The following is a 19,952-nucleotide window of genomic DNA, read 5'->3' as shown; positions in this document are numbered from 1 at the left end:
CCGGTCGTCGGAATATCTCGTCGATGAATATCGGGGAGAGATCAATCACGGGTCCGGCTCCCCGACGAAACCTCCCGACGCCCGGTCCCGGGGCCTGGCTGAACTGTTGGCTGGCGGAGGAAACAGGAGGCTGGTAGGCACCGTGTTCTATGATGTTCTGCTGATCATTTTTCGGAACATGGAAGGCGCCGTGGTAGTCGTGTCCTCCCGGATGCGCCACCCGGTGCGGACCGTCCGCTGGATGTTCAACGGACTGTTCCAGCCGCCCGCCGGCTGGCGACGCCTATGTCTGCTTGCCGCGGTTTCAGCATTCAGTCTGGGGATGGTCGGGCTCTGGCAGCTGTCCCGAAGCCCCGGCGCCGGCCTCAGCGCCACCGACATCGCCTACGGCAGCCTGGGGCTTTTCTTCGTCCAGCCACCAGACCTACCCAATGATGTCGGTCTCCCGATCTCCTTTGAGATCGCCCGCTTCCTGGCGCCTGCGGCCACTGCTTATGTACTCGCGGATACGCTGGTCAAACCGATGGCCGCCCTCCAGGCCACGCTGTCCCGGGGGCACGCGGTCATCTGTGGCAGCGGACCGACGGCGCTTGCCTTCGCGGAACGCCTGCGGGCCGCGTCCCGCCAGGTTGTACTGATCGATGACGTCGACAGTATCGAAATCGCGGAACACGCCCGCCGTCTTGGTCTGGTCCTGCTACGAGGAGATGCGCGTCGCGGGGATGTGCTACGGCGGGCTGGCGTGGCCCGGGCCGACCAACTGTACGTGTGTGGGACTGCGTCCGGATATAACGCCGCTGTCGTCGCGGCGGCGGAGCAGGTGTCACGCCAGCGCCACCGCCCGCTGACATGCTACGCGGAGGAGTCGGATCCTGACGTGCTCGACGCCCTGTGGACGCTTCTGCTCGGCAGGGAACACATCGGTCGTCTCACGGTCGAGTTCTTCAACACCGCCCGTCTCGGTGCAAGTCTTCTGCTCGACGACGAACGGATCGCGTTCGCGCCCCTTGGTCTGTCCGTCGTGGTAGTGGGCATGGGCCCGTTCGGCCGGGAGCTGCTCCTGGAACTCGCGCGGCGCCGCAGAGAGGTAGGTGCGACGTCGCGGATGCAGGTGACCCTCATCGACAAGAATGCCAGCGGTGTACTGAGGCTGCTGCAGACCCGCTATGGCCTCGTCGAGGCGATGGTAGACACCATCTGCCAGGATACGGGTTCCGACGAGGTCGACCTGAACGGTCTTCTGGATGGATACGCCCCGGAAGGAGCCATGCAGTTGGTGTTCATCTGCTACGAAGACGAGGAACTGGCGTTACGCAAGGCTCTTGCGGTGTCCCGGCTGCCCGGACACCGCAAGGTGATCGTTCGGGTGGATCGCATGACTCCCTTCGGGCAGGCCTTCGGTAGCGGTGACGGCGCGCGACCGCTGGACATCCTCTACCGTGGCCTCACCGTTTTTCCACTGCTGGACCGCGTCTGCGATCCCGACCAGCTACAGGATCCCCAGGTCGAACAGCTCGCCAAAGGAATACACCGAGACTACTGCCGGCGGCGGATGGAAGCCGGCGAAAGACCGGAAGAAAACCGCGCGCTCGTCGCCTGGGAAAATCTCTCGGAGGATTTTCGCAACGCCAACTACGAATAAGCCCGCGACATCCGCCGAAAACTCGACATGATCGGCTGTGGAATCGTTGCCGGCGCTGTCCGAGACGATCCTTTTTCTTTCAGTGTGACCGACGCGCAGCACAACGAGGTTGAAATTCTCGCGAAGCGGGAACACGAGCGGTGGATGGTCGAGCGACAGGCTAACGGGTGGCGGTACGGACCCCACCGGGACAACGATCGAAAAACTCATCCCATGCTTGTACCGTGGGACGACCTTGATGCCCCCAGTCGCGAGAAGGACCACGAGACCATCAGGCTGATACCGATGATTCTGGCCGAGGCGGGATTCCATATTGTCCGTCGACGCAGCTGACCTGCCGACCGTTTGACCCCGACCTTCCGTGACCTGGATGCATTTCGTCGAGTCAATTTCTCCTTCGGCTATCCGATGGGCGATGCCGTTCCGGATGCCGCCGCCCGCCGCTTTTCGAAAATACTCCACCCCGGCGACATTCTCGGGCGCTGGGGCGGGGACGAGTTCGTCATCCTCACCGGACCCGTTACCGCGGCCGAGGCCGCGACCCTGGCCGAGCGGCTCATCTCCTCCCTGGACGGACCGCTGGACGTGCACGGTCATCGGATCAGCATGTCAGTGAGCGCCGGAGTGGCCCTGTCGGCCGGGCCGTCTCCGACCGGCCAGGCACGCTCACCCGAACCTGCGCTCGGTTTACCGATCCCGGCCGACGCTGCCGAGGTGGGTGACGCCATGGTGGAGCTGGCGGGTACGGAGGTGATGCGCACCCGGGCGACGGCACGCACGGTCGGGCGGGAGCATCGTCCTCGCGACTCGCCATGAATCGTCATGGTGGTTTCTGCGCCACCACGTATTTCGACCACAACACCAAGTAGAAGAACTCCCCGTCGGCCGGTCCCGCTTCCCGCTTTTCCACGCCGTATCTTCCATACATGCGTTTCACCCTCACCGTCCGCGATGCCACCCGGAATTCCAGCACGGACGTACTACTGACCGCCGCCCCGGAAACCCCACTCCGTGCGGTGGCCGGGGCGATGGCCGCCGCTGTCCGCCCGCAGCGGCGTACTCCCACACCGGCGCGGGCCGGGCCCTCGATCAACGTCTCCGGTACCGTCCGTCCGCTCGACCCGGAGACGACCCTGGCCTCCTCGCCGCTGCGTGAGGGTGCGGTGGTGAGCCTTGATGCCGTGGTGTCCCGGCGGGTCCGCGGGACGGGCCTGGTCGACCTGATGATCATCGGCGGACCCGGGGCGGGCGACATTCATCACCTGCCGGCGGGTGAGTTCACCGTCGGCTCGGGACCCGGCTGCACTGTCACGCTAGGGGGTCACAGCAGCGACGAGCCCGCGCTGACCATCCGGATCGAGGTCGACGGTCGGTGCACCGTCACAGCCGGTCCGGGTGCGGCCGTCCTCGGCGACCACCCATCGTTGCCTGCCGGCACCATCCTGGCCGCGGTGCGGATCGCCCCGGTGACGTTGCTGCTCGTGCGGCCCGCACCGCTCACGGTGCTGACCCGCCCGTCCGTCTCCGCTCCTGGCATGCTCGACGTCAACCGTCCGCCTCGCCTGCATCCGCCGGAGCGGGAGTCCGTCTTTGTCCTGCCGGCCGCACCCGCCGAACCCCGCCGTGTTCAGGTTCCGGTGCTCACGACGGTGCTGCCGCTTGTCGCCGCCCTGGGCATGGCAGCCCTGCTGCGGACGGTCTACGTTCTGCTCTTCGCGGTGCTGGCGCCGGTGAGCCTGGCCGCCTCCGTGGTGAGCGGCCGACGGCGGGAGGGCCGGGAGTTCCGTGCGGCCATGGCCCGCTACCGGCAGGAGCGGGACGACGTCGAGGCCACGGCTCGTGCCGCGCTTGCGGCGGAATGCGCCGAGCGTCGTCGCAGCCACCCCGATCCGGCAAGTCTGCTCGCCACCGCTCAGGGACCGACTGCGACGCTGTGGGAGCGGCGTCGTCATGACCCCGACCACCTGCACCTGAGGTTCGGCACGGCCGACCTGCCAAGCAGGGTCCGGACCACGGACCCCTCCCCTGCCGCCGTCACGCCCCGGCAGCCCCCGGCCTGGGTCGCTCCCGATGTCCCCGCCGTCATTGCTCTGGCCGAGCGGGGAGTGCTCGGCGTCACCGGTCGGGGCATGTTGCCGCAGCTTCTCGGCAGCTGGCTCGTGATCCAGGCCGCTGTCCTGCACAGCCCTCGCGATCTCCGGATCTGTCTACTGATTGGCTCCACAGGCATCGTCGATGCCTGGCGATGGATCCGCTGGCTGCCGCACTGTCGGCCGTTGGTAGAGGAGAAAGCCATTTTCGTCGGAGCCGACGAGGTCAGCCGCTCCCGCCGGATCGCCGAACTTACATCCTTGATCGAGAGTCGCCGCGCCCATCCGCCCGAGGCACCCAGATCCGCCCCCGACATCCTGGTCGTGCTGGACGGGGCCCGGATGCTGCGCTCCGTTCCCGGGATGACGACCGTGCTACGTGGCGGACCGGCGGTCGGCATCCACATCATCTGCCTGGAGGCCGACGTCCGGGACCTTCCGCCCGAATGCCGGGCCGTTGTCGAACAGGACGGCGACGAGTTGTTGATGCGGCAGGATCGGTCAGCCGTGATCAGACATGTCTGCCCAGACCTTATCGGTCTCACCGGCCTGCCCAGTCTCACCGACCAGGCCGGTCTCACCGGCCAGGCCGGAGCACCGGCCGTCGATGCCGTGGGACTGGCCTCCGCGGCCGGCTGGTGTGAGTCGGTCGCCAGAGCCTTGGCGCCGCTGCGCGACGCCGGTGACGACGACTCCGAGGGCCTTCCCTCCGCCGTCCGGCTCCTGGACATCCTCGGCGCCGACCCACCCACGCCGAAGGTGATCCAAGATTTCTGGTCATCGGTGCCGCAGCCGCCCCGGGGCGCGGCGAGCAGGGCGGTACCAGTCGGGATCGGTGAGGGTGGGAGGTTCACGATCGATCTCTCTCGCGACGGACCGCACGGGCTGGTCGCTGGCACGACCGGGGCCGGAAAGTCCGAACTGCTGCAGACGATCATTGCTGCGCACGCCGTGATGTACCGCCCGGACGAGATGATCTTCGTGCTGGTTGACTACAAGGGAGGCAGCGCGTTCGCCGAGTGCGCCGCTCTCCCCCACACCGTCGGTATGGTCACCGACCTCGATCCGCACCTGGTTCGACGCGCGCTGAGCTCGCTCAGCGCCGAGCTTCGCAGACGGGAACGGATGTTGGCCGCGGCCGGAGCGAAGGACCTCGACGCCTTTCGACGTCTGCTCCATCATCCCATCGAGCGTCCGACGATTCCCCGCCTACTTCTGGTCGTCGACGAATTCGCCACGCTAGCCCGCGAACTACCCGAATTCGTCGCCGGATTGGTCAACCTGGCCCAACGCGGACGGTCGCTCGGGATCCATCTCCTGCTGGCCACCCAACGCCCCGCGGGGGTGGTGTCACCGGAGATCCGGGCGAATACGAACCTGCGCATCGCGTTGCGGGTCACCGACGCGGCGGAGAGCGAGGACGTCGTCGGCTGCCCGGCCGCTGCCCTGATCAGTCCGGCCACTCCCGGTCGGGCGGTGGTACGCACCGGCCCGGGCATCACGACAGCCGTTCAGACCGGGTGGATCGGTGGACCGGATCCGGTCACCAGACCAGGCAGAGACGGCTCGTCCGGAATTCCTGTGCCCAGGGTCACCCCGCTACCGTGGCCGGAACCGGACGACGCTCCACGTCGGGATGCCGACACGTCCCAGGTGGTGCCGGCGCCGTCGGACGGACCGCCGTCGGAAGACGTGTCCCTGGCAGAGCCGCGCACCGACCTGGCTGCTCTGGTCTCGGCAGTACGGGAGGCCTCGACGAGGCTCGGGATCTCTCCGGTACCCAGTCCGTGGCTTCCCCCGCTCCCTGAGCGGATTACCCTCGACTCTCTCGTCGGGGCGACCGCCGGCCGCACCGGCCCGAGCGACCACACCGGCCCGAGCGACCACACCATCGCCGCGGATGGCTACGGCCGCCGTCCGGCGGGCTCCAACCGTCCGGCGGGCTCCAGCGGATCCCCCGGGCTCCACGCGGACGGTCTCGTTCGGCTCCCTCCCGTCGCCATCGGGCTGGCCGATCACTGTGACCGTCAGCTTCAGCTGCCCTTCACGATCGATCTGGAACACGGCGGCCACCTCATGATCGTCGGCTCGCCACGGACCGGGCGCTCGACCGTGTTGCGCACCGCTGCCGGCGCCCTCGCCACCGCCCTGCCCGTCGGCGAGCTCCATCTCTACGGACTGGACTGCGGCGGCAACGCCCTGGCACCCCTCGAGGACCTGCCGCACTCCGGTGCCGTGGTGAGCCGGGACGATCCCGAGCGGGTCGCGAGGCTCCTCGCCCGTCTGGCCAATGAGATCAGCGAACGGCAGACGATCCTCTCCCGGAAAGGCTTCATGGATCTTGCCGAGGCCCGGCGGTCGTGGCGGCCGTCCCCCGGCGATGCGGGCGACGCCATGCGCCCATCGCCGTACCTGGTGCTGCTCGTCGACCGGTTCGAAGGATTTCTGGCCGCGTTTGAGGACGTCGACGGAGGAATACTCGTCGACCAATTTCTGCGGCTGGTGCGCGAAGGTCAGGCGGTGGGCCTGCGAGTGATCATCACTACCGATCGACGAGGGTTGATCGGGCGGCTGGCGTCGCTCGTCGACGAACGACTACTCCTGCGGATGGCCGACCCTTCCGACTACGCACTCGCCGGCCTGTCCCCGTTCGACGTGCCCGGGACGCTGCCCGCCGGACGTGGGGTCGCGGTCGGAGGTCGGTTCCCCAGTCCCGTGGAGACACAGATCGCGCTGCTCGACGCGGACCCCACAGGCCGGGCTCAGGTTGCGGCACTGCGGGCGGTGGGCTCTCGGGCGATGTCCCATGCGGGCCGATCTGTGGAGGTGCCGCGAAGGCTGCCGGAGCGCTTCGATCGTCGTCCTTTCCGGATCGACGCGCTGCCCTCCCTCGTCACATCCGAGCAGATGGAACGCGCGCCCGGGCGGTCGCGGAGATCCGTGGCGGCGGCCATGCGCCCAGAAAATCGATCTTCGCTGCACGTGCCGATCGGAATCGGAGGGGACGAGCTGGAGATCGTCGAGGTGGATCTGGATGCCGACAGTCCCGGTTTCATGATCAGCGGCCCGCCACGATCCGGGCGCAGTTGCGTTCTACTCACGCTGGCGTTGTCCCTCCTTACCGAGGGTGCCCGAATCGTCGCGTTGACGCCGCGTCCGTCGCCCCTTCGTTCCCTCGCCCACCGACCCGGTGTCGTCGCCGTTCTGGACGGAACCATGAACCTCGTGGAGGAGGCGGGAAGCAACAGCACCGGCCGTCACGGCGGCCGCGGGCGGGGTGAGTCAGCCGTCACGCCGAAGACCCGTCGGACCGACACCGCCCGGTCGCTGACCGACCTGCCAACCGGCCTGTCAGGGGACGAACCTCTGGTCGTCCTCGTCGACGACGCCGAACTGGTCGGTGAACGGGCCGCGGCCGAACTGGCGGCCTTCTGGCAGGCCGCACGCGACGGCGGCGGCGTGTTGATCGTCGCTGGTACGACCGAGGAGCTGCTGGGCCAGTACCGCGGATTCCTCGTCGACGTCCGCCGCGGTGGGTACGGGCTGCTCCTGGCCCCGGGGCGGCCGGGTGACGGCGAACTGCTCGGAGTCCGGCTGTCCCGCACGATCGGCGGCCCCGCGCCTCCAGGTCGCGGGGTGCTGGTGCGCCGCGGAGCCGTCCTTCCTGTCCAGGTCGCCTGTCCCCCGACACCCAACCTGCTCACGTCCCCCTCTGCTCGAGTCCCGAAAGGAACAATGCCGTGCGAACCGTGACCACACCAGCGGCCCAACAGGCGGCCGGGCGGATGAGCCGACAGCTACCCGATCTGCAGGCGACCACGACAAATCTGATCAATCATGGCAATACGTTGGCGGACCCGCGAAACTGGGAGGGCCCGAAGGCACAGGTTTTTCGTGCTCAGGTCTGGCCGGAGGTGCAGAGCGCGCTGACCGACCTGCGGACGAACCTCGCCGAGCTCGCCCGCGGCATCACCGAGATCAACCGCCGAACCGCCGCGGCCGGAAGCTGACGGATCACCCCCGGGACCGTGCCCTCCCGGGACCACTGTCCACTGCGCCGTTCGCTCTCTTCCATGCCATCGAGGCGCTTTGCCGCCGAGACGGCCGTCCAGATCCCCGTCACCGGAGCACACCATGACCCAGCCGTCCGATGTCACCGTCCGCAGCACGCCACAAGCCGTGACCGCCATCGCCGATCTCACCACGATCATCAACGGCCCGCTGCTCACCCATTTCGACGAGCTCCGCGCCGCGGCGAAGGTACTGATCGACCCGGAGAGCTGGGACGGCCGTAGCGCGGTCGATTTCCGGACCACCGTCTGGCCGGGATACGACCGGACCCTCACCGAACTGCACACCCAGCTGGATCAGCTACGTGCGCGGCTCGCCGAGATTCAGAACGAGATCCAGAGTGCCGGATGACCAGACCACTCCGGGGTCGGTCCGGCCTCGGTGTGTGGCCAGCGCCGGTGTTCCGCGGATGCGGGAATGGACAAGGTGGTCGATCGAAGATACGCCTGCCCTGGTACGCCGCGACACTGGACACTTTTAGGGATAACTCAACGTAAGAATAAATTTGGACATTTAGCATCGGAACGACATCAGATGCCCACCTTGAGTAATGTATCATAGATCTTTCATCTCAAAATTTCCTCTATGCAACCACGCTGGTACGATTACAGCGGGTTCGTCCTTCTGTCGCCGTCCAGGCACAGCAGCGCGAGGAGGCCGGGTGTCCACTGCACGAGATCGACGTGCGGGCATCCAGGCGGCTCGGCGCCGCTCCCGCAAGTCCCGTCAGCTCGCCCCAGTCCAGAGCCTGGAGCGCCGGCATCCACGGCGGAGACATACCATCGACCGGATCCAGGTAATGGTCACAAGAAGGTCAGGGAACTGCTGCTTCGCCCTGGAAACCGGCTTCCAGCGACCTAGCATGAGCGCCACGCAACCGGGCACGAGGCCGTGCCCGGAGTGCCCATGCGCCCGACCCTGCGCCTGATCGGGGACGTTCATGTCCACGCCGCTCCCGCCACCATCGACACCACTTCGATCCGCGCGGCCGTCCTCGCCGCCGGCATCGATGACGTCCGCCTCTCCGGCGGCGGCACCGCGGTCACGACGGCGGCTTCCGCGTGCCGGCGACCCTCCCTATCGGATGGTCGATGACAGGGCCGGGAGTGTGCCGGCCCGCCAGCCGGTGCCGGTGGTCTCCGCGGAGCTGCGGTCTCGGGAACGGCTGCGCGCAGCCGGGGCCATCGCTGCGATCGCCGGTGTCGTCCTCGGCGTTCCGGTCGTACTGATCCTGGTACTGGGTCCACCGCTCCAGAGCAGGGACGGAACCGGCGCGGTCGTCCGAGCCATCCTGGCCCTGCTCTTCTGGGCCGCCTGGCTGCACTTCACCGCCTGTCTCATCGCGGAATGCCGAGCCGAGCTGCGCGGTACCGGCCTCGCCCCGCGGATACCGCTGGGCGGCGCCCCCCAGAACCTCGCCCGCCGTCTCGTCGCCACATCCGTGTTGTTCTCCGGGACGACGGTTCTGGTCGCCCCGATGACATACGCCCGGGCCCCCGCCGTTCCGCCTGCGCCCGGCCGGATGGGGACGGCAATGCCGGTATCGACGACCTCGGCGGCCCTGGTCGCTCCGCGGCCGGCTCCGGACGACAGGGCGCCCGCGCTCACGAGGGGTGATCGGGCTCCGGTGACCACGACAACGGATCCCGGCGCCGGCGCACCGACCCAGCAGACCTGGCCGTCACGGCCGGAACCGGGGAGCAGCCCGGCTGGCCCGGCTGGCCGCATGACACCGCGTGTCCGCCACGCCGAGTTGATCAGTCCGATCGCGGATCCGAACGGCCGGCTCATGCCCAACGGGCGCATGATGAAGCTCTACGAGGTGCGACCTGCCGAGGGACGCCACCACGACACCCTCTGGGGCATCGCGGAGCGCTTCCTCGGTGACGGTCTACGGTATCGGGAGATCTTCGACCTCAACGAGGGTCGTGCCCAGCCGGACGGCCGCACGCTGTCCAAGCCATCGCTCATCCATGCCGGCTGGGTGCTGCTGCTGCCCGCCGACGCGCAGGGCGAGGGCCTGCAGACACTGCATGTACCGGACTCCGTCCCGGGATGGCCTGCCGCCGAAACGGGTACCGCGCCCCCCACCCCCGGCGGCTACGACCTCACTGACCTCGACAACCACGGCCCCGGCGACCCGGGCCTCGATGATCCAGAACCCAGCTATCCCGATTTCGAAGACCCCGGGCCGGGGGACAGCGACGGTCGTCTCGGCGCCTCTCGTGCGCTGGCAGTCCTGGATGACACGGCCGCGGTCGTCTCGGCGCGGAACACCGCGGTGGTCACCGGTGGCCCCACTACACCCGGCCTGCTCACGTCCGACTCCTTCGGACCGTCCTCCCAGGGTCTGCTGGGGATAGCAGCCGCCAGCCTGCTCGCCGCCGGAGTCATGGTGGCGTTGTCCACACGCCGGGCGGGGCCGGCGAGCCCCCCGGAGGACGAGACAGAGCGCGCGCTGCTCCTGGCCGCCGACACGGATGCCGCCCGATTTGTCGACCGCTCACTGCGCGTTCTGTCTGCCGGCCTGACCGATCTGGGACGTCTGCTTCCCCCGGTGTACGCGGCGATCCTCACCGACGACCTGCTGATCCTGCACATGGCACCCGCGGAGGAGGAGCCTCCACCGCCCCCATGGACCGTTGGCGAGGCGCCCGGGTCCTGGCGGATCGAGCGGATGCCCGGTCTGCCCGGTGACCAGCCGGCCCAGATGATCGCCCAGATGACGGCCGGCGTGCCGGCTCCGTTCCCGGCCCTCGTCACCTTCGGCCGGGACGACGCCGGGTCACGCATTCTCGTCGACCTGGAAGGCGCTCCGGGCATCATCAGCCTGATCGGCGACCTGGACGTCGCGACGGAGGTCGCGATCGCCGTGGCGATCGAGCTGGGAACCAACGTGTGGTCGGATGATCTGCGGGTCTGTCTGGTGGGTTTCCCGGCCGACACCGGAGCCGACCTGACGACGATCGCACCCGCTCGGGTCTGGACAGCGGACGACCTGAGCGCCGTCCTCGACGAACTCGCCGGACCACAGGACGACGCCGGTCGCACCGGCGTCGATCCGGCACCGGCAGACCCGCCGACCGTCACCGCGGGCGGCCGCGATCGGGTCACCGGCAATCCACGGGCGCTGGCACCCGATCTACTCATTCTCGCGGCCCCTCCCGCAGCCGCCGACGTCGCCCGGTTGACCAGGATGGCGAACGGGCGGGACGACGCCGTGGGAGTCCTCACCGTCGGCGACACCCCGGCCGCCCGCTGGCGCTTCACGGTCGAGTCGGACCGCCGCGTGTCCCTCGGCGTTCTCGGCGTCCAGGTACGGGCGCAGGCTCTGAGCATGACCGAGTACACCTCGATCACCGCGCTGTTCCATCGGGCCGATGCGGCGGGATCTCCCGCCCGGGCCTCGGGCAGCCTGCCGGACGAGAGTCTGCCGGACGAGGGCCCCCCACCACCCCCCGTATCACAGCCGCCCGCCGGACCGATCGTCGCCGGACCCACCGCGACCGGGCCGGCAACTACCCGGCCCGACGAGCCGACAAGGCCACCCTCACAACGCGGCTCCATGCCCGGGGCGCTGCCCTGGACGCCGAAACTCTCAGCCCTCACCGGGCCTGCCTTCCCCCAGCCGCTCTCGACCGTCCCCACTCCGGCAGGCCCACTCCCCGACCCCGGCTCTGCCACACCGGAGCCACGCGGAGCGGAACCGCAGGACATGCACGGTCGCGCCGCGGTCCTGCCCGGCACCGGATTCCCACCCACCATTTCCCCATCGGACGACGATCCGACGCGACCGCCCTCGAACGGCCGCCGGCTCCCCACCGAACCCCCGCCGCCCACGCCCAAGCCTCCCAGCCCTCCGCGAAGGACCGCATCGGCCGGTCCCGTCCTACCGACCACCACGGACACCGGCGACGCCCCCGAAGCCGCCGGTCTGCTGGCCCATCCGGGGCGACCGCTCATCCACCCGACGGATATCCCACGGGTACCACCCGTGGTCTACTTCGAGACGCCCCGGATGCGAGCGAACCGGCAGGGCCGCGTCCCGGCCGAATCGATCCAGCCCGGGACGGAGGCACCACCTGGACCCCCTGCCCCCCCGCCGCCAACCACCGGGTACCGGACCGCGATCCCACCCCGGCCGCCGATCCCGCCTCCGAACGAACGGCTGGCGGCGGACGCGCACCGTGCACCGCCTCAGACTGCTCGGGCGCGCTACGCCGACGGAGATACCACCGTCCCGGATGTCGGCGTTTCACGGCCCCCGACGGGGACGCCCGGGGCGGCGCCACAGCGTGTGCCGCTCGAAACCACGCCGCCCGCCGATCCCACCGCGCCCGCCGAGGCGCAGGTCCGGATTCTCGGACTGCCCACCGTCGAGGGTCCCGGGCGACCACCCGCCGAGCGCATCGACCTGTTGACCGAGGTCATCGTCTACCTCGCGCTGCACCGGGAAGGCGTGGACAGTCGGCTCCTCGCCGAGGAGATCTGGCCATCCGACACCACGGAGGAGATCGCCGACGCCGCGTTGACCGAAGCGCGCCAGTGGCTGGGGACCGATGCCAGCGGCTTGCCTCGGATCATGATCGGCCCGGATGGCCGGTGGTGGCTGAGTCCGGATGTGCGCTGCGACTGGGAACTCTTCGTGGCCTACACCCACCGGGCCGGTCTGCCGGGCAGCGACGCCGAGGCGGATCTGACGACAGCCCTGCGGATGGTCAGCGGTCCCCTGTGGACGGATCTGCCTGCCGGGCGGTACCGCTGGGCGACCACCGGGCCAATCGCCCGAAGCACCCGGGCGGGCGTGGTCGACGTGGCGCATCGCCTCGCCCAGCTGACGTTGGACTTCGGTGACACGATGACGGCGATGGCGGCCTGCCGCACCGGGCTACGGGCCGTGCCGACCTCCGAAGTGCTCTGGCGGGACCTGCTGCGCACGGTCGCCGCACGGGGTGATCGCCGGACTCTGCAGGCTGTGGCAACGGAGATGTACCGAACTATCGGTGTCGGCGGGGTGCGTCGCGGCGGGCGGGCCGAGGCCGAGACGGACGCACTGGTGCAGACCCTGCTGCCCGGATTCCGTCGCGGCCGGCGGTAGTGCCCGTTTCCGCTTCCGGGGCAGCCGGCAGAGGACCCGGCCTGATGGCTGGTCGCTGGTCGCCGGTGACGCTAGCCGACCTCGGGGATCTTGGGTACCCCGGAGATCTCCGAGGTACCGGGGTCCGCAGTGAACTCGGCAGCCGCAGCAGGAGAATCGGGACCGCGCAGCGCCGACGCGCAAACCGTGATCGCAACGAGCAGGACGAACACGACGACCATGGCGAACTGCAGGCCCGCCAGCTCGGCGAGCCCACCGATGAGAGCCGGCCCGCACAACCATCCGACATACCCGACCGTGCCGACCACGGCGATGGAGCTGCCCGTCGAAGATCCAAGCCGCCCCGTCGCGGAGAACACCGCGGGCAGCACGCAGGCGGTGCCGACGCCGAGCGTTCCGAATCCGACGATTCCCCCGACCGTGCCGAACGCCGAGGAACCGAGCGCAAGCATGAGCGCGAATCCCACCATCGCGGTCACGGCGAGGCCGCGGACCGTTCGGGTCGGGCCGAACCGTGCCATGGCGCGGTCCCCGAACAGGCGCACGACGAACATGCAGGAGGTGAAGGCCACAAAGCCGATACCCGCGATTCCGACGGCCGCTCCGGCCACATCGGTGAGGTAGACGGCGCTCCAGTCCGCTGCCACACCTTCGCAGAGGAAACTACCGAAGGCGATGACGCACAGTGCGACGAACGGCCGGGCACGGCTGCCGGTGCCGACGGGACCCCGGGGCATCGCTCTGTCGCTGTCCCCGTCCCAGCCATCTCGCCCGTCCCCCGGCGCGACTTCCGGTGCAGCGCCGTCGGGCAGCATCCAGGCCGTGGCGGGTAGGGCGGCAGCGAGACCCAACCCGCCGAGCACCGCGAACTGCACGCCGATCGGGACACTCAGAGCGGCCGCCGCCGAACCGATCCCGGCCCCGGACAGGGCACCCGCCGTCCACGCCGCATGGGCGGAGGTCATGATCGGCCGCTGGTAGCAGCGCTCAATCCCCACGGCCTGGGTGTTCAGGGAGATGTCGAGGCAGCTGCTGGTCGCCCCCCACAGGGCGAGCAGGGCGAACAGAGACCAGGGTCCCTCGACGAGCGGGACCAGAAGACCGGTGGCGCAGTAGGCGGGCAAACCTGCTCGCACCATGGTGATGCTGCCGTAGCGGGTGACCGCCAGACCGATCAGCCACAGTGTCAGAACCGCCCCGATCGGGGCGCCGAGCAGGGTCAGACCGAGCTGCCCGTCGCCGAGTTCGAGCCCCTCCTTGATTTGCGGTATACGCGGCGCCCAGCTCGCAAGCAGCAGAGCCAGCAGGAACAGCGAGCTCATCGTCGCCGCCCGGGCACGGAACAGTACTTGGGCATCGAAGGGCTGGCTCCGAGTCGCGCGGCGCACGCCGCCCGGATCCATCAGGATGATCTCCAGCCGTCGATCTTCATGATGCGCACGCCGCGAGGAGAATTACCCTGCGCCCCGGATCGTTACGCATCATTGCTCCATGCGACGATACCCGATAAGATCGAACAACGCTCTGGCGGCATCCAATTATGCTTCGACAGATCTAATTACGATACATAAAATCTAATTAAGTTACATAAATCCAATTATGATCGACGACACCCGATGACATCCCGATGTCACTATGAGGACCGCTCGACCATGAGGACCTCTCGGCAGCGGGCGCGAACGTGCCCGCCCGATCGGGCACGATGGCGTTCCCGCGGCCGTCGCGTCGGATACTGGCGGGGTGCGTCTGGTCATGCTCTCGGACACGCACCTCCCGGTGCGGGCACGCGAACTGCCCGCCGAGGCGGAGGATCGCCGGCTCAGGGAGGTCGTACTGCGCCGCCTCCCGCCGCGGCGGACGGTCAGCGGTTGACCGTCCGCCGCGCGCCCCACCGGCAACTCCTCCTGCCGGTGCCGCAGCTGCCGATTCGACGATGACCCCACATCTGTCCACACAATAAGCACATGATGAACTACGGAAAGCTACATCCCCCTCGGGGGATCGGTGCCACCCGTCGGGTGCTGTAAGCTGGCACCGCCGGCCACCACGGTGGCAGATCGCGCTCGTAGCTCAACGGACAGAGCATCTGACTACGGATCAGAAGGTTGGGGGTTCGAGTCCCTCCGAGCGCACGCACGGTTGAGACAGGCCAGAGCCCCGCACCCCCATCCAAGGTGCGGGGCTCTGCCGCTTTCAAGACCTCGTGTACTGCAGTTCATACTGCAGTTGGCGAACGGTACTGCGGGACGACTCAGGCGGCACCCTCGTCTGCCTCACTCTCCGTAGCGGTGGTCGGGTTCCGGAGCCGGGTGAGGATGTCGTCCATGCTGCGGGCCGTCCCCCGCCGGACGTCCGCCAGAACGTCAACGTAGATGTCCGCGGTGGTGCCAAGGCGGGTGTGACGCAGAAGCGCGCGAATCTCGTTCAGGTCGACGCCGGCCCGGAACAGCATCGTCGCCGCCGTGTGGCGGAGATCGTGCACGCGGGTGTGCCGCACCTCAGCCCGCTCACACACCGCGTCCCACCACCGGTTGACGTTGCGCGGGTCGACCTTCCGCCCGAGTGCGGTAGTGAACACCAGTCCGGGGTCTTCCCACCGGATGACCTTCAGGTCCGCCGGAGTCCCGGACACCCCCTCGGGGAGGTTCTGCGCGGCCAGCGCCGCCAGGTCCTTTTCCGCCTGGTCCGCTTTGGCGCTGAGGTCGGCTTTCGCGTCGTCCTGCCGCCACCGGTGCTCACGGAGCATCGTGACGACCATGTCGGGCAGTGCGAGAACCGCCTTTGAACCCTTCGTCTTCAGGGCTTCCTCTTCGACGAGTTCCCAGCGCTGCCGGCCGGTCTCCGGATCAATTCCCGCCTTGCGACGCCGCTGCTTGCGCACCACGGCGACCGTGCCCGCATCAAGGTCGAGCGCATCCCAGCGCAGCGCGAGCGCTTCCCCCTTGCGCAGCCCGAGCGCCAGCAGCACCAGCCACAGCGCGGACATCCGGTCCACGAGCGCGACCGCGACAACCCGACGGGCTTCTTCCTCGGTGAGCGCCCGTATCGGCGCATCGGCCTTCCTCGGCGGCTGGACGAGAGCGGCGACGTTCCGGGTCAGCAGTTCCTCCCGGACCGCGTCATTCAACGCCGCGGTGAGGATCACCAGCAGGTAGCGCACCGACCGGGCCGACAGCGGCTTGACGGGCTTGCGTTCGCTCGGTGCCGGAGCCTTCTTCTGTGCTGTCGCGCGTCGAGCCGGGCGAGTCTTCTTCTCTTTCGCGCGTTCTGCCGCCTTGCGGGCCGCCTCAGCCTCCCAGGCCGCGCACTGCGCCAGACCCGCGGACGACGGTTCCGTGAGCTTGCGCGTCATCCAGTGGCGGACGTGCGCGGTGGACAGCTTGCGCAGCTCGTGACGGCCGAGGATCGGCGTGATATGCAGCCGGACCTGATCGGCATACGACTCGGCCGTTGACTCGGCGAGCGTTCCGGCGACCACGCGGGAAGGCAGAACGATGGTCACCCACTGATCGAGATATTCGGCCACCGTCATCCGTGTCGTGACCAGCGGCACCCCGTCCTGCACCGCCCGGAGCGCGGCAATGATCTTCCCTCGGACGTCGTCCTTCGTCTTGCCGTAGAACGTCGGCCGGGTGCCGTCCGGCATACTGATCTGACCGGCCCAACCGTTGCGGTACCGGTAGATCGAGCCTTCGCCGTTGCCGCGTCTGCTGCCCTTACCCTCGGCCATCAGGCCACGTCCAGGGGGTTGCCGTCGGGCCATTCGACGGCGTCGCACCATGGGCAGCCGTAGGGGCTGTCTTCCATGTCGCAGGCGAACTTGGTCTCTCCGTCCGACTGCGGGTAACCGCGTCCCTGGCCGCGGTCGGCGCGGTCGAGGTGGTCATGCAGCGCCTGCATGAGGGTCACCCGCCGTGGGGTGTTGGTGGGCATGGTGGTTCTGGCTCCTTGCCGAAAGAACGGGCGCGGGTCGCGAGTCGCATGGTCCGGCGCGAGTTGGGGTTTCCGTTCTCTGGCGCTGGGATGGTCTGCCGGGTCGCCGGCCGCGTCCAGGGCGCTATCGCGTCGCTACGCGATCGGCCTATGGCCGACCCTGGACCCGTCCACCGCCCCGACAGATTGAGGCGCCACCAGAGAACGGAAGAAAAATGGGTGGGGCAGAAGAACCGCTACGGGCGGGTTCCGCGTGCCGCCGCCGGTGCCGTCGGGGTGACGCCCCCGGTGGGATCAGGTTCCCTGCCGTCGGGCACTGTCCGGAAGACCATGGTCAGGTCGATGTCGCCGACGTGCTCGGTCAGGAAGGCGTCGACCGGCATGCAGGCGAGGAGCTCGGCGATCTCGCGGGCATCAGCACCAGGACGCAGCGTCAGCGCATAGACGCCGGGCCGGACGATGCTGGCCACGATCAGCGGCACGTCTCCGCCGGGGGTTCGGTCGGGATCCGGGGCGTCGGACGGGAAGATGGGCATGGGTCTCTCTCCTGTTCGCGCAGGAAGGGGCCAAGGTTCCGGTCGGGTGTTGCCGCACTCGGCCGGAACCGCCTCAACGCGACTGGACGACCGTCCAGCGACATCCACGGTACACGTGGCGCTGGACGGTCGTCCAGTAGATTGCGGGGTATGACGCAACCGCTCATGGGAGCGGCGGAGATCGCCCGCCGGTTGGGGGTCGGGCGGACGCGGGTGAACCAGCTTCTGAAGGAAGACCCGTCGTTCCCCGCGCCGTATGCCTCCCTGGCCGCCGGTCACATCTGGCGGACCGTCGATGTGGAGGCATGGATTGCCGAACACCGCCCCGACCTGCCCCCGCCCGACGGCCAGTGAGGGTGATCATGCTGCCTGTCCGTCGTCGAGGCCGCGGAGCCGGTGGACGAAGGCGAGCAGCGAGGCGGAGGGGATCCGGCGGGCACGGCCGATGCGGACGGATTCGAGGTCGCCGCTGTTCAGCAGTTCGTAGACGGTGCTGCGGCTGACGCCGAGCAGGTCAGCGGCTTCCGTCGGGGTGAGCAGGAGCTTGGTCACGCAGGCTCTCCAGGGGCTTGCCGGGGTGGGGTCAGGCTGCGTCCGCCAGCGGCGGCCCTGTTGCCGAATCCCCGCCGGCCCCTTCCTCGGTGCCGATTCCGAGCTGTGCGCGCCAGGCGTGCCGTTGGGCGATGGCATGCAAGATCAGATGTTCGCGGCGGGGTGCGGCCGGGTCCCCGGGGCGTAGCAGCGTCCAGGCGATGCGGGTCGGATCGTCCTCGGGCGCGGCCGGTCCGGTGCCAGTGGCGCCCAGTGCCGCGAGCTGCTGGCGGATAAAGACGACCCGATCACGACGGTGGTCGGTGAGGGTCTTGCCAGACCAGCGGCGGGAGACCAGCACCCGCCGGCCGCCGAAGCCGAGGGTTTCGCGCCGGTGGGCTTTGCCGGTGCACCGTCCGGGGGTGAGGCCGCGCCGGGGGTTGCGGGGTTGGATGCCGTAGCGCAGCCAGTTCGCACAGGTCGGGGAGCAGGGTTCGTAGCGCAGGGCATCGGCGAGCCGCTCCACATGCGCCCGCTGCCGGTCACTGCTGATCTCGTGACAGGTGTCGAGGGTCTTCGTCAGGTACTTGGTGAGATAGCCGATCATCCGGCCGGTGTTCACCGAGTTCGCCGTCACCCCGTCCGCCTGGAGTTGCGGACCGAACCGCACGACGTGCGCGGGTTCGTCGTCCTCACCGATCGCGTCGAGCGCCGCATCCCACGAGGGCAGCGGGTCGCCGGCGTCGGGGTCGAGGTAGGCGCCGATGGTGTCGTCCCAGACGGGCAGATGCTGATCGTCGTAGACCGGCCGGTCCGTCGCTGGCCGCCAGACCTGGTGGTAGGTGGCTGCCGCCACCAGCCGCAGCATGGTCCGCGGGATGGTGCCGCGGATCGCGGCGTGCAGGTGCGGGGCGAGACGCCGTTGGGGTTCCAGCGCGGCGAAGTACTGGACATCCCAGCCGACCGCGCGGCGCAGGTTCTGCCAGAACCGATCCAGCAGCTTCGGGAAGTGGATCGCGTCCCGTGCCGCCTGCCGGTAGTCGTAGGAGGCCGGGTCCACCGGCGTGCCGTCGGAGTGCACCCGCCCGTACGAGGCACAGGTCAGGGTCAGGAACATCGACGGCCGCCACACCGTCCCGTCCGGCGCGGTGAACGTCCGCCCGACCGTGCGCCGCTCAACGGGCAGCCGGGGCAGATCGGGGGCATCCTGGCGACGACGGGTCGAGCGGACGCGGCGCGGCCGGTCCCGGTCGGCCGGCGCGATCCGGCCCCGCACGCCCAGATCTGACAGTTCCCGGTCCACCTGGCCGATCAGTTCGTCGATCTCGCCGACCTGCCCGAGGTCGCCGGCCGCCAGGACCTCACCGCGGGCTTCCTCCAGGTCCGCCCGCAGCACGGCAAGTGCCTTGGCGTCGTCGGACGGCGGATCCGGGTCGGGAAGGGGTTCGTCGTCGAGATGCCATCCGGTCTTGCACTGGGCCATCCGGAGCCGCCGCGAGCGGTCAGGGCTTCCGTCCTGCACCGCCGTAGACTCAGACGGTTTCCGGGTCCGTGGGTGGCGTGTCCGGCTTCCACAGCGGTAGGCGCACCACGCCCGGGTCGAGGACATCCGTCCCGTCGAAGAAGCGGCAGACGTCCGCGAGGCCGCGGAGAACGAGCGGCGCGGCCGTGGTCGCGTAGGTCTCGACGATCGCGCCGACCCCTGGGGGTGCCTGGTCGCCGGTCGCGTGGGACACGACCAGGTAGCTGCCGGACGGCAGACCGTCCAGCAGCCTGCGCACCAGCGCACGCGGTTGGTCGGCGCCGGTCAGGAAGTGCAGGACCGCGACGAGGAACAGCGCAATCGGCCGGTGGAAGTCGAGCACGCCGCGGAGCTCGGCGGCATCGAGGATGAGCCCGGGGTCCCGGAGATCCGCCGCCAGGTAGGCGGTCCGCCCCTGCTCCGACCCGGTCAGCAGCGCACGCGCGTACGCCAGCACAACCGGTACCACCCCTTGGTCACACATGGCAAGTGGTACTCGTGTGTCGGTCGTGAGCGCCGATGGGCGCGC

15 protein-coding genes, 1 tRNA gene and 1 pseudogene are annotated in these 19,952 nt (G+C 69.1%); 10 read left to right on the top strand and 7 right to left on the bottom strand.

The genetic code is table 11. The features are described 5' to 3' along the window. The first annotated feature begins 142 nt into the window (after positions 1-142). From FRANCCI3_RS02070 to FRANCCI3_RS02035, 8 genes are all read left to right on the top strand, one after another. Positions 143-1,642: an NAD-binding protein gene (locus FRANCCI3_RS02070; RefSeq protein WP_011434880.1), complete on the top strand. Its 1,500-nt coding sequence runs from the start codon at positions 143-145 to the stop codon at positions 1,640-1,642. Positions 1,643-1,669: 27 nt separating this feature from the next. After that, entirely contained in the window at positions 1,670-1,975 is a 306-nt protein-coding gene (locus tag FRANCCI3_RS28890; RefSeq protein WP_011434879.1) for a RyR domain-containing protein, read from the top strand. Between the two features lie 12 nt (positions 1,976-1,987). Next, complete coding sequence (locus FRANCCI3_RS02060) at positions 1,988-2,458, top strand: GGDEF domain-containing protein (protein ID WP_049760819.1); 471 nt, start codon at positions 1,988-1,990, stop codon at positions 2,456-2,458. Between the two features lie 110 nt (positions 2,459-2,568). Beyond that, the gene (locus FRANCCI3_RS02055) at positions 2,569-7,485 is read left to right on the top strand and encodes an FtsK/SpoIIIE domain-containing protein (RefSeq protein WP_108913744.1); all 4,917 of its coding nucleotides are present in this window, start codon (positions 2,569-2,571) and stop codon (positions 7,483-7,485) included. Next, a complete protein-coding gene (locus FRANCCI3_RS02050; RefSeq protein ID WP_011434876.1) occupies positions 7,473-7,742 on the top strand; it encodes a WXG100 family type VII secretion target in 270 nt (89 codons plus the stop codon). Before FRANCCI3_RS02055 ends, FRANCCI3_RS02050 begins: the two co-directional genes overlap by 13 nt. Before the next feature lie 124 nt (positions 7,743-7,866). Then, the gene (locus FRANCCI3_RS02045; protein WP_011434875.1) at positions 7,867-8,154 is read left to right on the top strand and encodes a hypothetical protein; all 288 of its coding nucleotides are present in this window, start codon (positions 7,867-7,869) and stop codon (positions 8,152-8,154) included. 540 nt (positions 8,155-8,694) lie between these two features. Continuing rightward, on the top strand, positions 8,695-8,898 hold the full coding sequence (locus FRANCCI3_RS26620) for a hypothetical protein (protein WP_035958482.1): 204 nt from the start codon (positions 8,695-8,697) through the stop codon (positions 8,896-8,898). Next, positions 8,888-12,901 carry a LysM peptidoglycan-binding domain-containing protein gene (locus FRANCCI3_RS02035; protein ID WP_236701463.1) on the top strand — a complete coding sequence of 1,338 codons (4,014 nt, stop codon included), beginning with the start codon at positions 8,888-8,890 and terminating at the stop codon, positions 12,899-12,901. Before FRANCCI3_RS26620 ends, FRANCCI3_RS02035 begins: the two co-directional genes overlap by 11 nt. A 71-nt stretch (positions 12,902-12,972) precedes the next feature. Here FRANCCI3_RS02035 and FRANCCI3_RS02030 read toward each other — a convergent pair whose 3' ends face one another. Next, positions 12,973-14,289: an MFS transporter gene (locus tag FRANCCI3_RS02030; RefSeq protein ID WP_236701462.1), complete on the bottom strand. Its 1,317-nt coding sequence runs from the start codon at positions 14,287-14,289 to the stop codon at positions 12,973-12,975. 671 nt (positions 14,290-14,960) lie between these two features. Between FRANCCI3_RS02030 and FRANCCI3_RS02025 the strand changes: the two genes are divergently transcribed. After that, positions 14,961-15,033: transfer RNA gene (locus FRANCCI3_RS02025), tRNA-Arg, on the top strand. A gap of 119 nt (positions 15,034-15,152) precedes the next feature. On the opposite strand, the gene FRANCCI3_RS02020 is transcribed toward FRANCCI3_RS02025, so the two are convergent. From FRANCCI3_RS02020 to FRANCCI3_RS02010, 3 genes are all read right to left on the bottom strand, one after another. Beyond that, positions 15,153-16,631 carry a tyrosine-type recombinase/integrase gene (locus FRANCCI3_RS02020; protein ID WP_023839865.1) on the bottom strand — a complete coding sequence of 493 codons (1,479 nt, stop codon included), beginning with the start codon at positions 16,629-16,631 and terminating at the stop codon, positions 15,153-15,155. After that, on the bottom strand, positions 16,631-16,834 hold the full coding sequence (locus tag FRANCCI3_RS02015; protein WP_023839866.1) for a hypothetical protein: 204 nt from the start codon (positions 16,832-16,834) through the stop codon (positions 16,631-16,633). Before FRANCCI3_RS02015 ends, FRANCCI3_RS02020 begins: the two co-directional genes overlap by 1 nt. Before the next feature lie 236 nt (positions 16,835-17,070). Next, complete coding sequence (locus FRANCCI3_RS02010; RefSeq protein ID WP_011434871.1) at positions 17,071-17,370, bottom strand: hypothetical protein; 300 nt, start codon at positions 17,368-17,370, stop codon at positions 17,071-17,073. Positions 17,371-17,520: 150 nt separating this feature from the next. On the opposite strand from FRANCCI3_RS02010, the gene FRANCCI3_RS02005 reads away from it, so the two are divergent. Next, positions 17,521-17,724, top strand: a complete 204-nt coding sequence (locus FRANCCI3_RS02005; protein ID WP_035908376.1) for a helix-turn-helix transcriptional regulator — start codon at positions 17,521-17,523, stop codon at positions 17,722-17,724. 6 nt (positions 17,725-17,730) lie between these two features. On the opposite strand, the gene FRANCCI3_RS02000 is transcribed toward FRANCCI3_RS02005, so the two are convergent. From FRANCCI3_RS02000 to FRANCCI3_RS01990, 3 genes and pseudogenes are all read right to left on the bottom strand, one after another. Continuing rightward, on the bottom strand, positions 17,731-17,922 hold the full coding sequence (locus FRANCCI3_RS02000; RefSeq protein WP_011434870.1) for a helix-turn-helix domain-containing protein: 192 nt from the start codon (positions 17,920-17,922) through the stop codon (positions 17,731-17,733). 31 nt (positions 17,923-17,953) lie between these two features. Continuing rightward, positions 17,954-19,405, bottom strand: a pseudogene (locus tag FRANCCI3_RS01995) (replication initiator); the annotation flags it as partial. Between the two features lie 28 nt (positions 19,406-19,433). Further along, positions 19,434-19,907: an SAM-dependent methyltransferase gene (locus FRANCCI3_RS01990; RefSeq protein ID WP_083282462.1), complete on the bottom strand. Its 474-nt coding sequence runs from the start codon at positions 19,905-19,907 to the stop codon at positions 19,434-19,436. Positions 19,908-19,952 lie beyond the last annotated feature (45 nt).

It is taken from the genome of Frankia casuarinae (genome assembly GCF_000013345.1).
GTDB classification, from domain to species: Bacteria; Actinomycetota; Actinomycetes; order Frankiales; family Frankiaceae; genus Frankia; species Frankia casuarinae.
The sequence above is the reverse complement of the archived record's forward strand: the minus strand, read 5'-3'. Positions and strand labels throughout refer to the sequence as shown.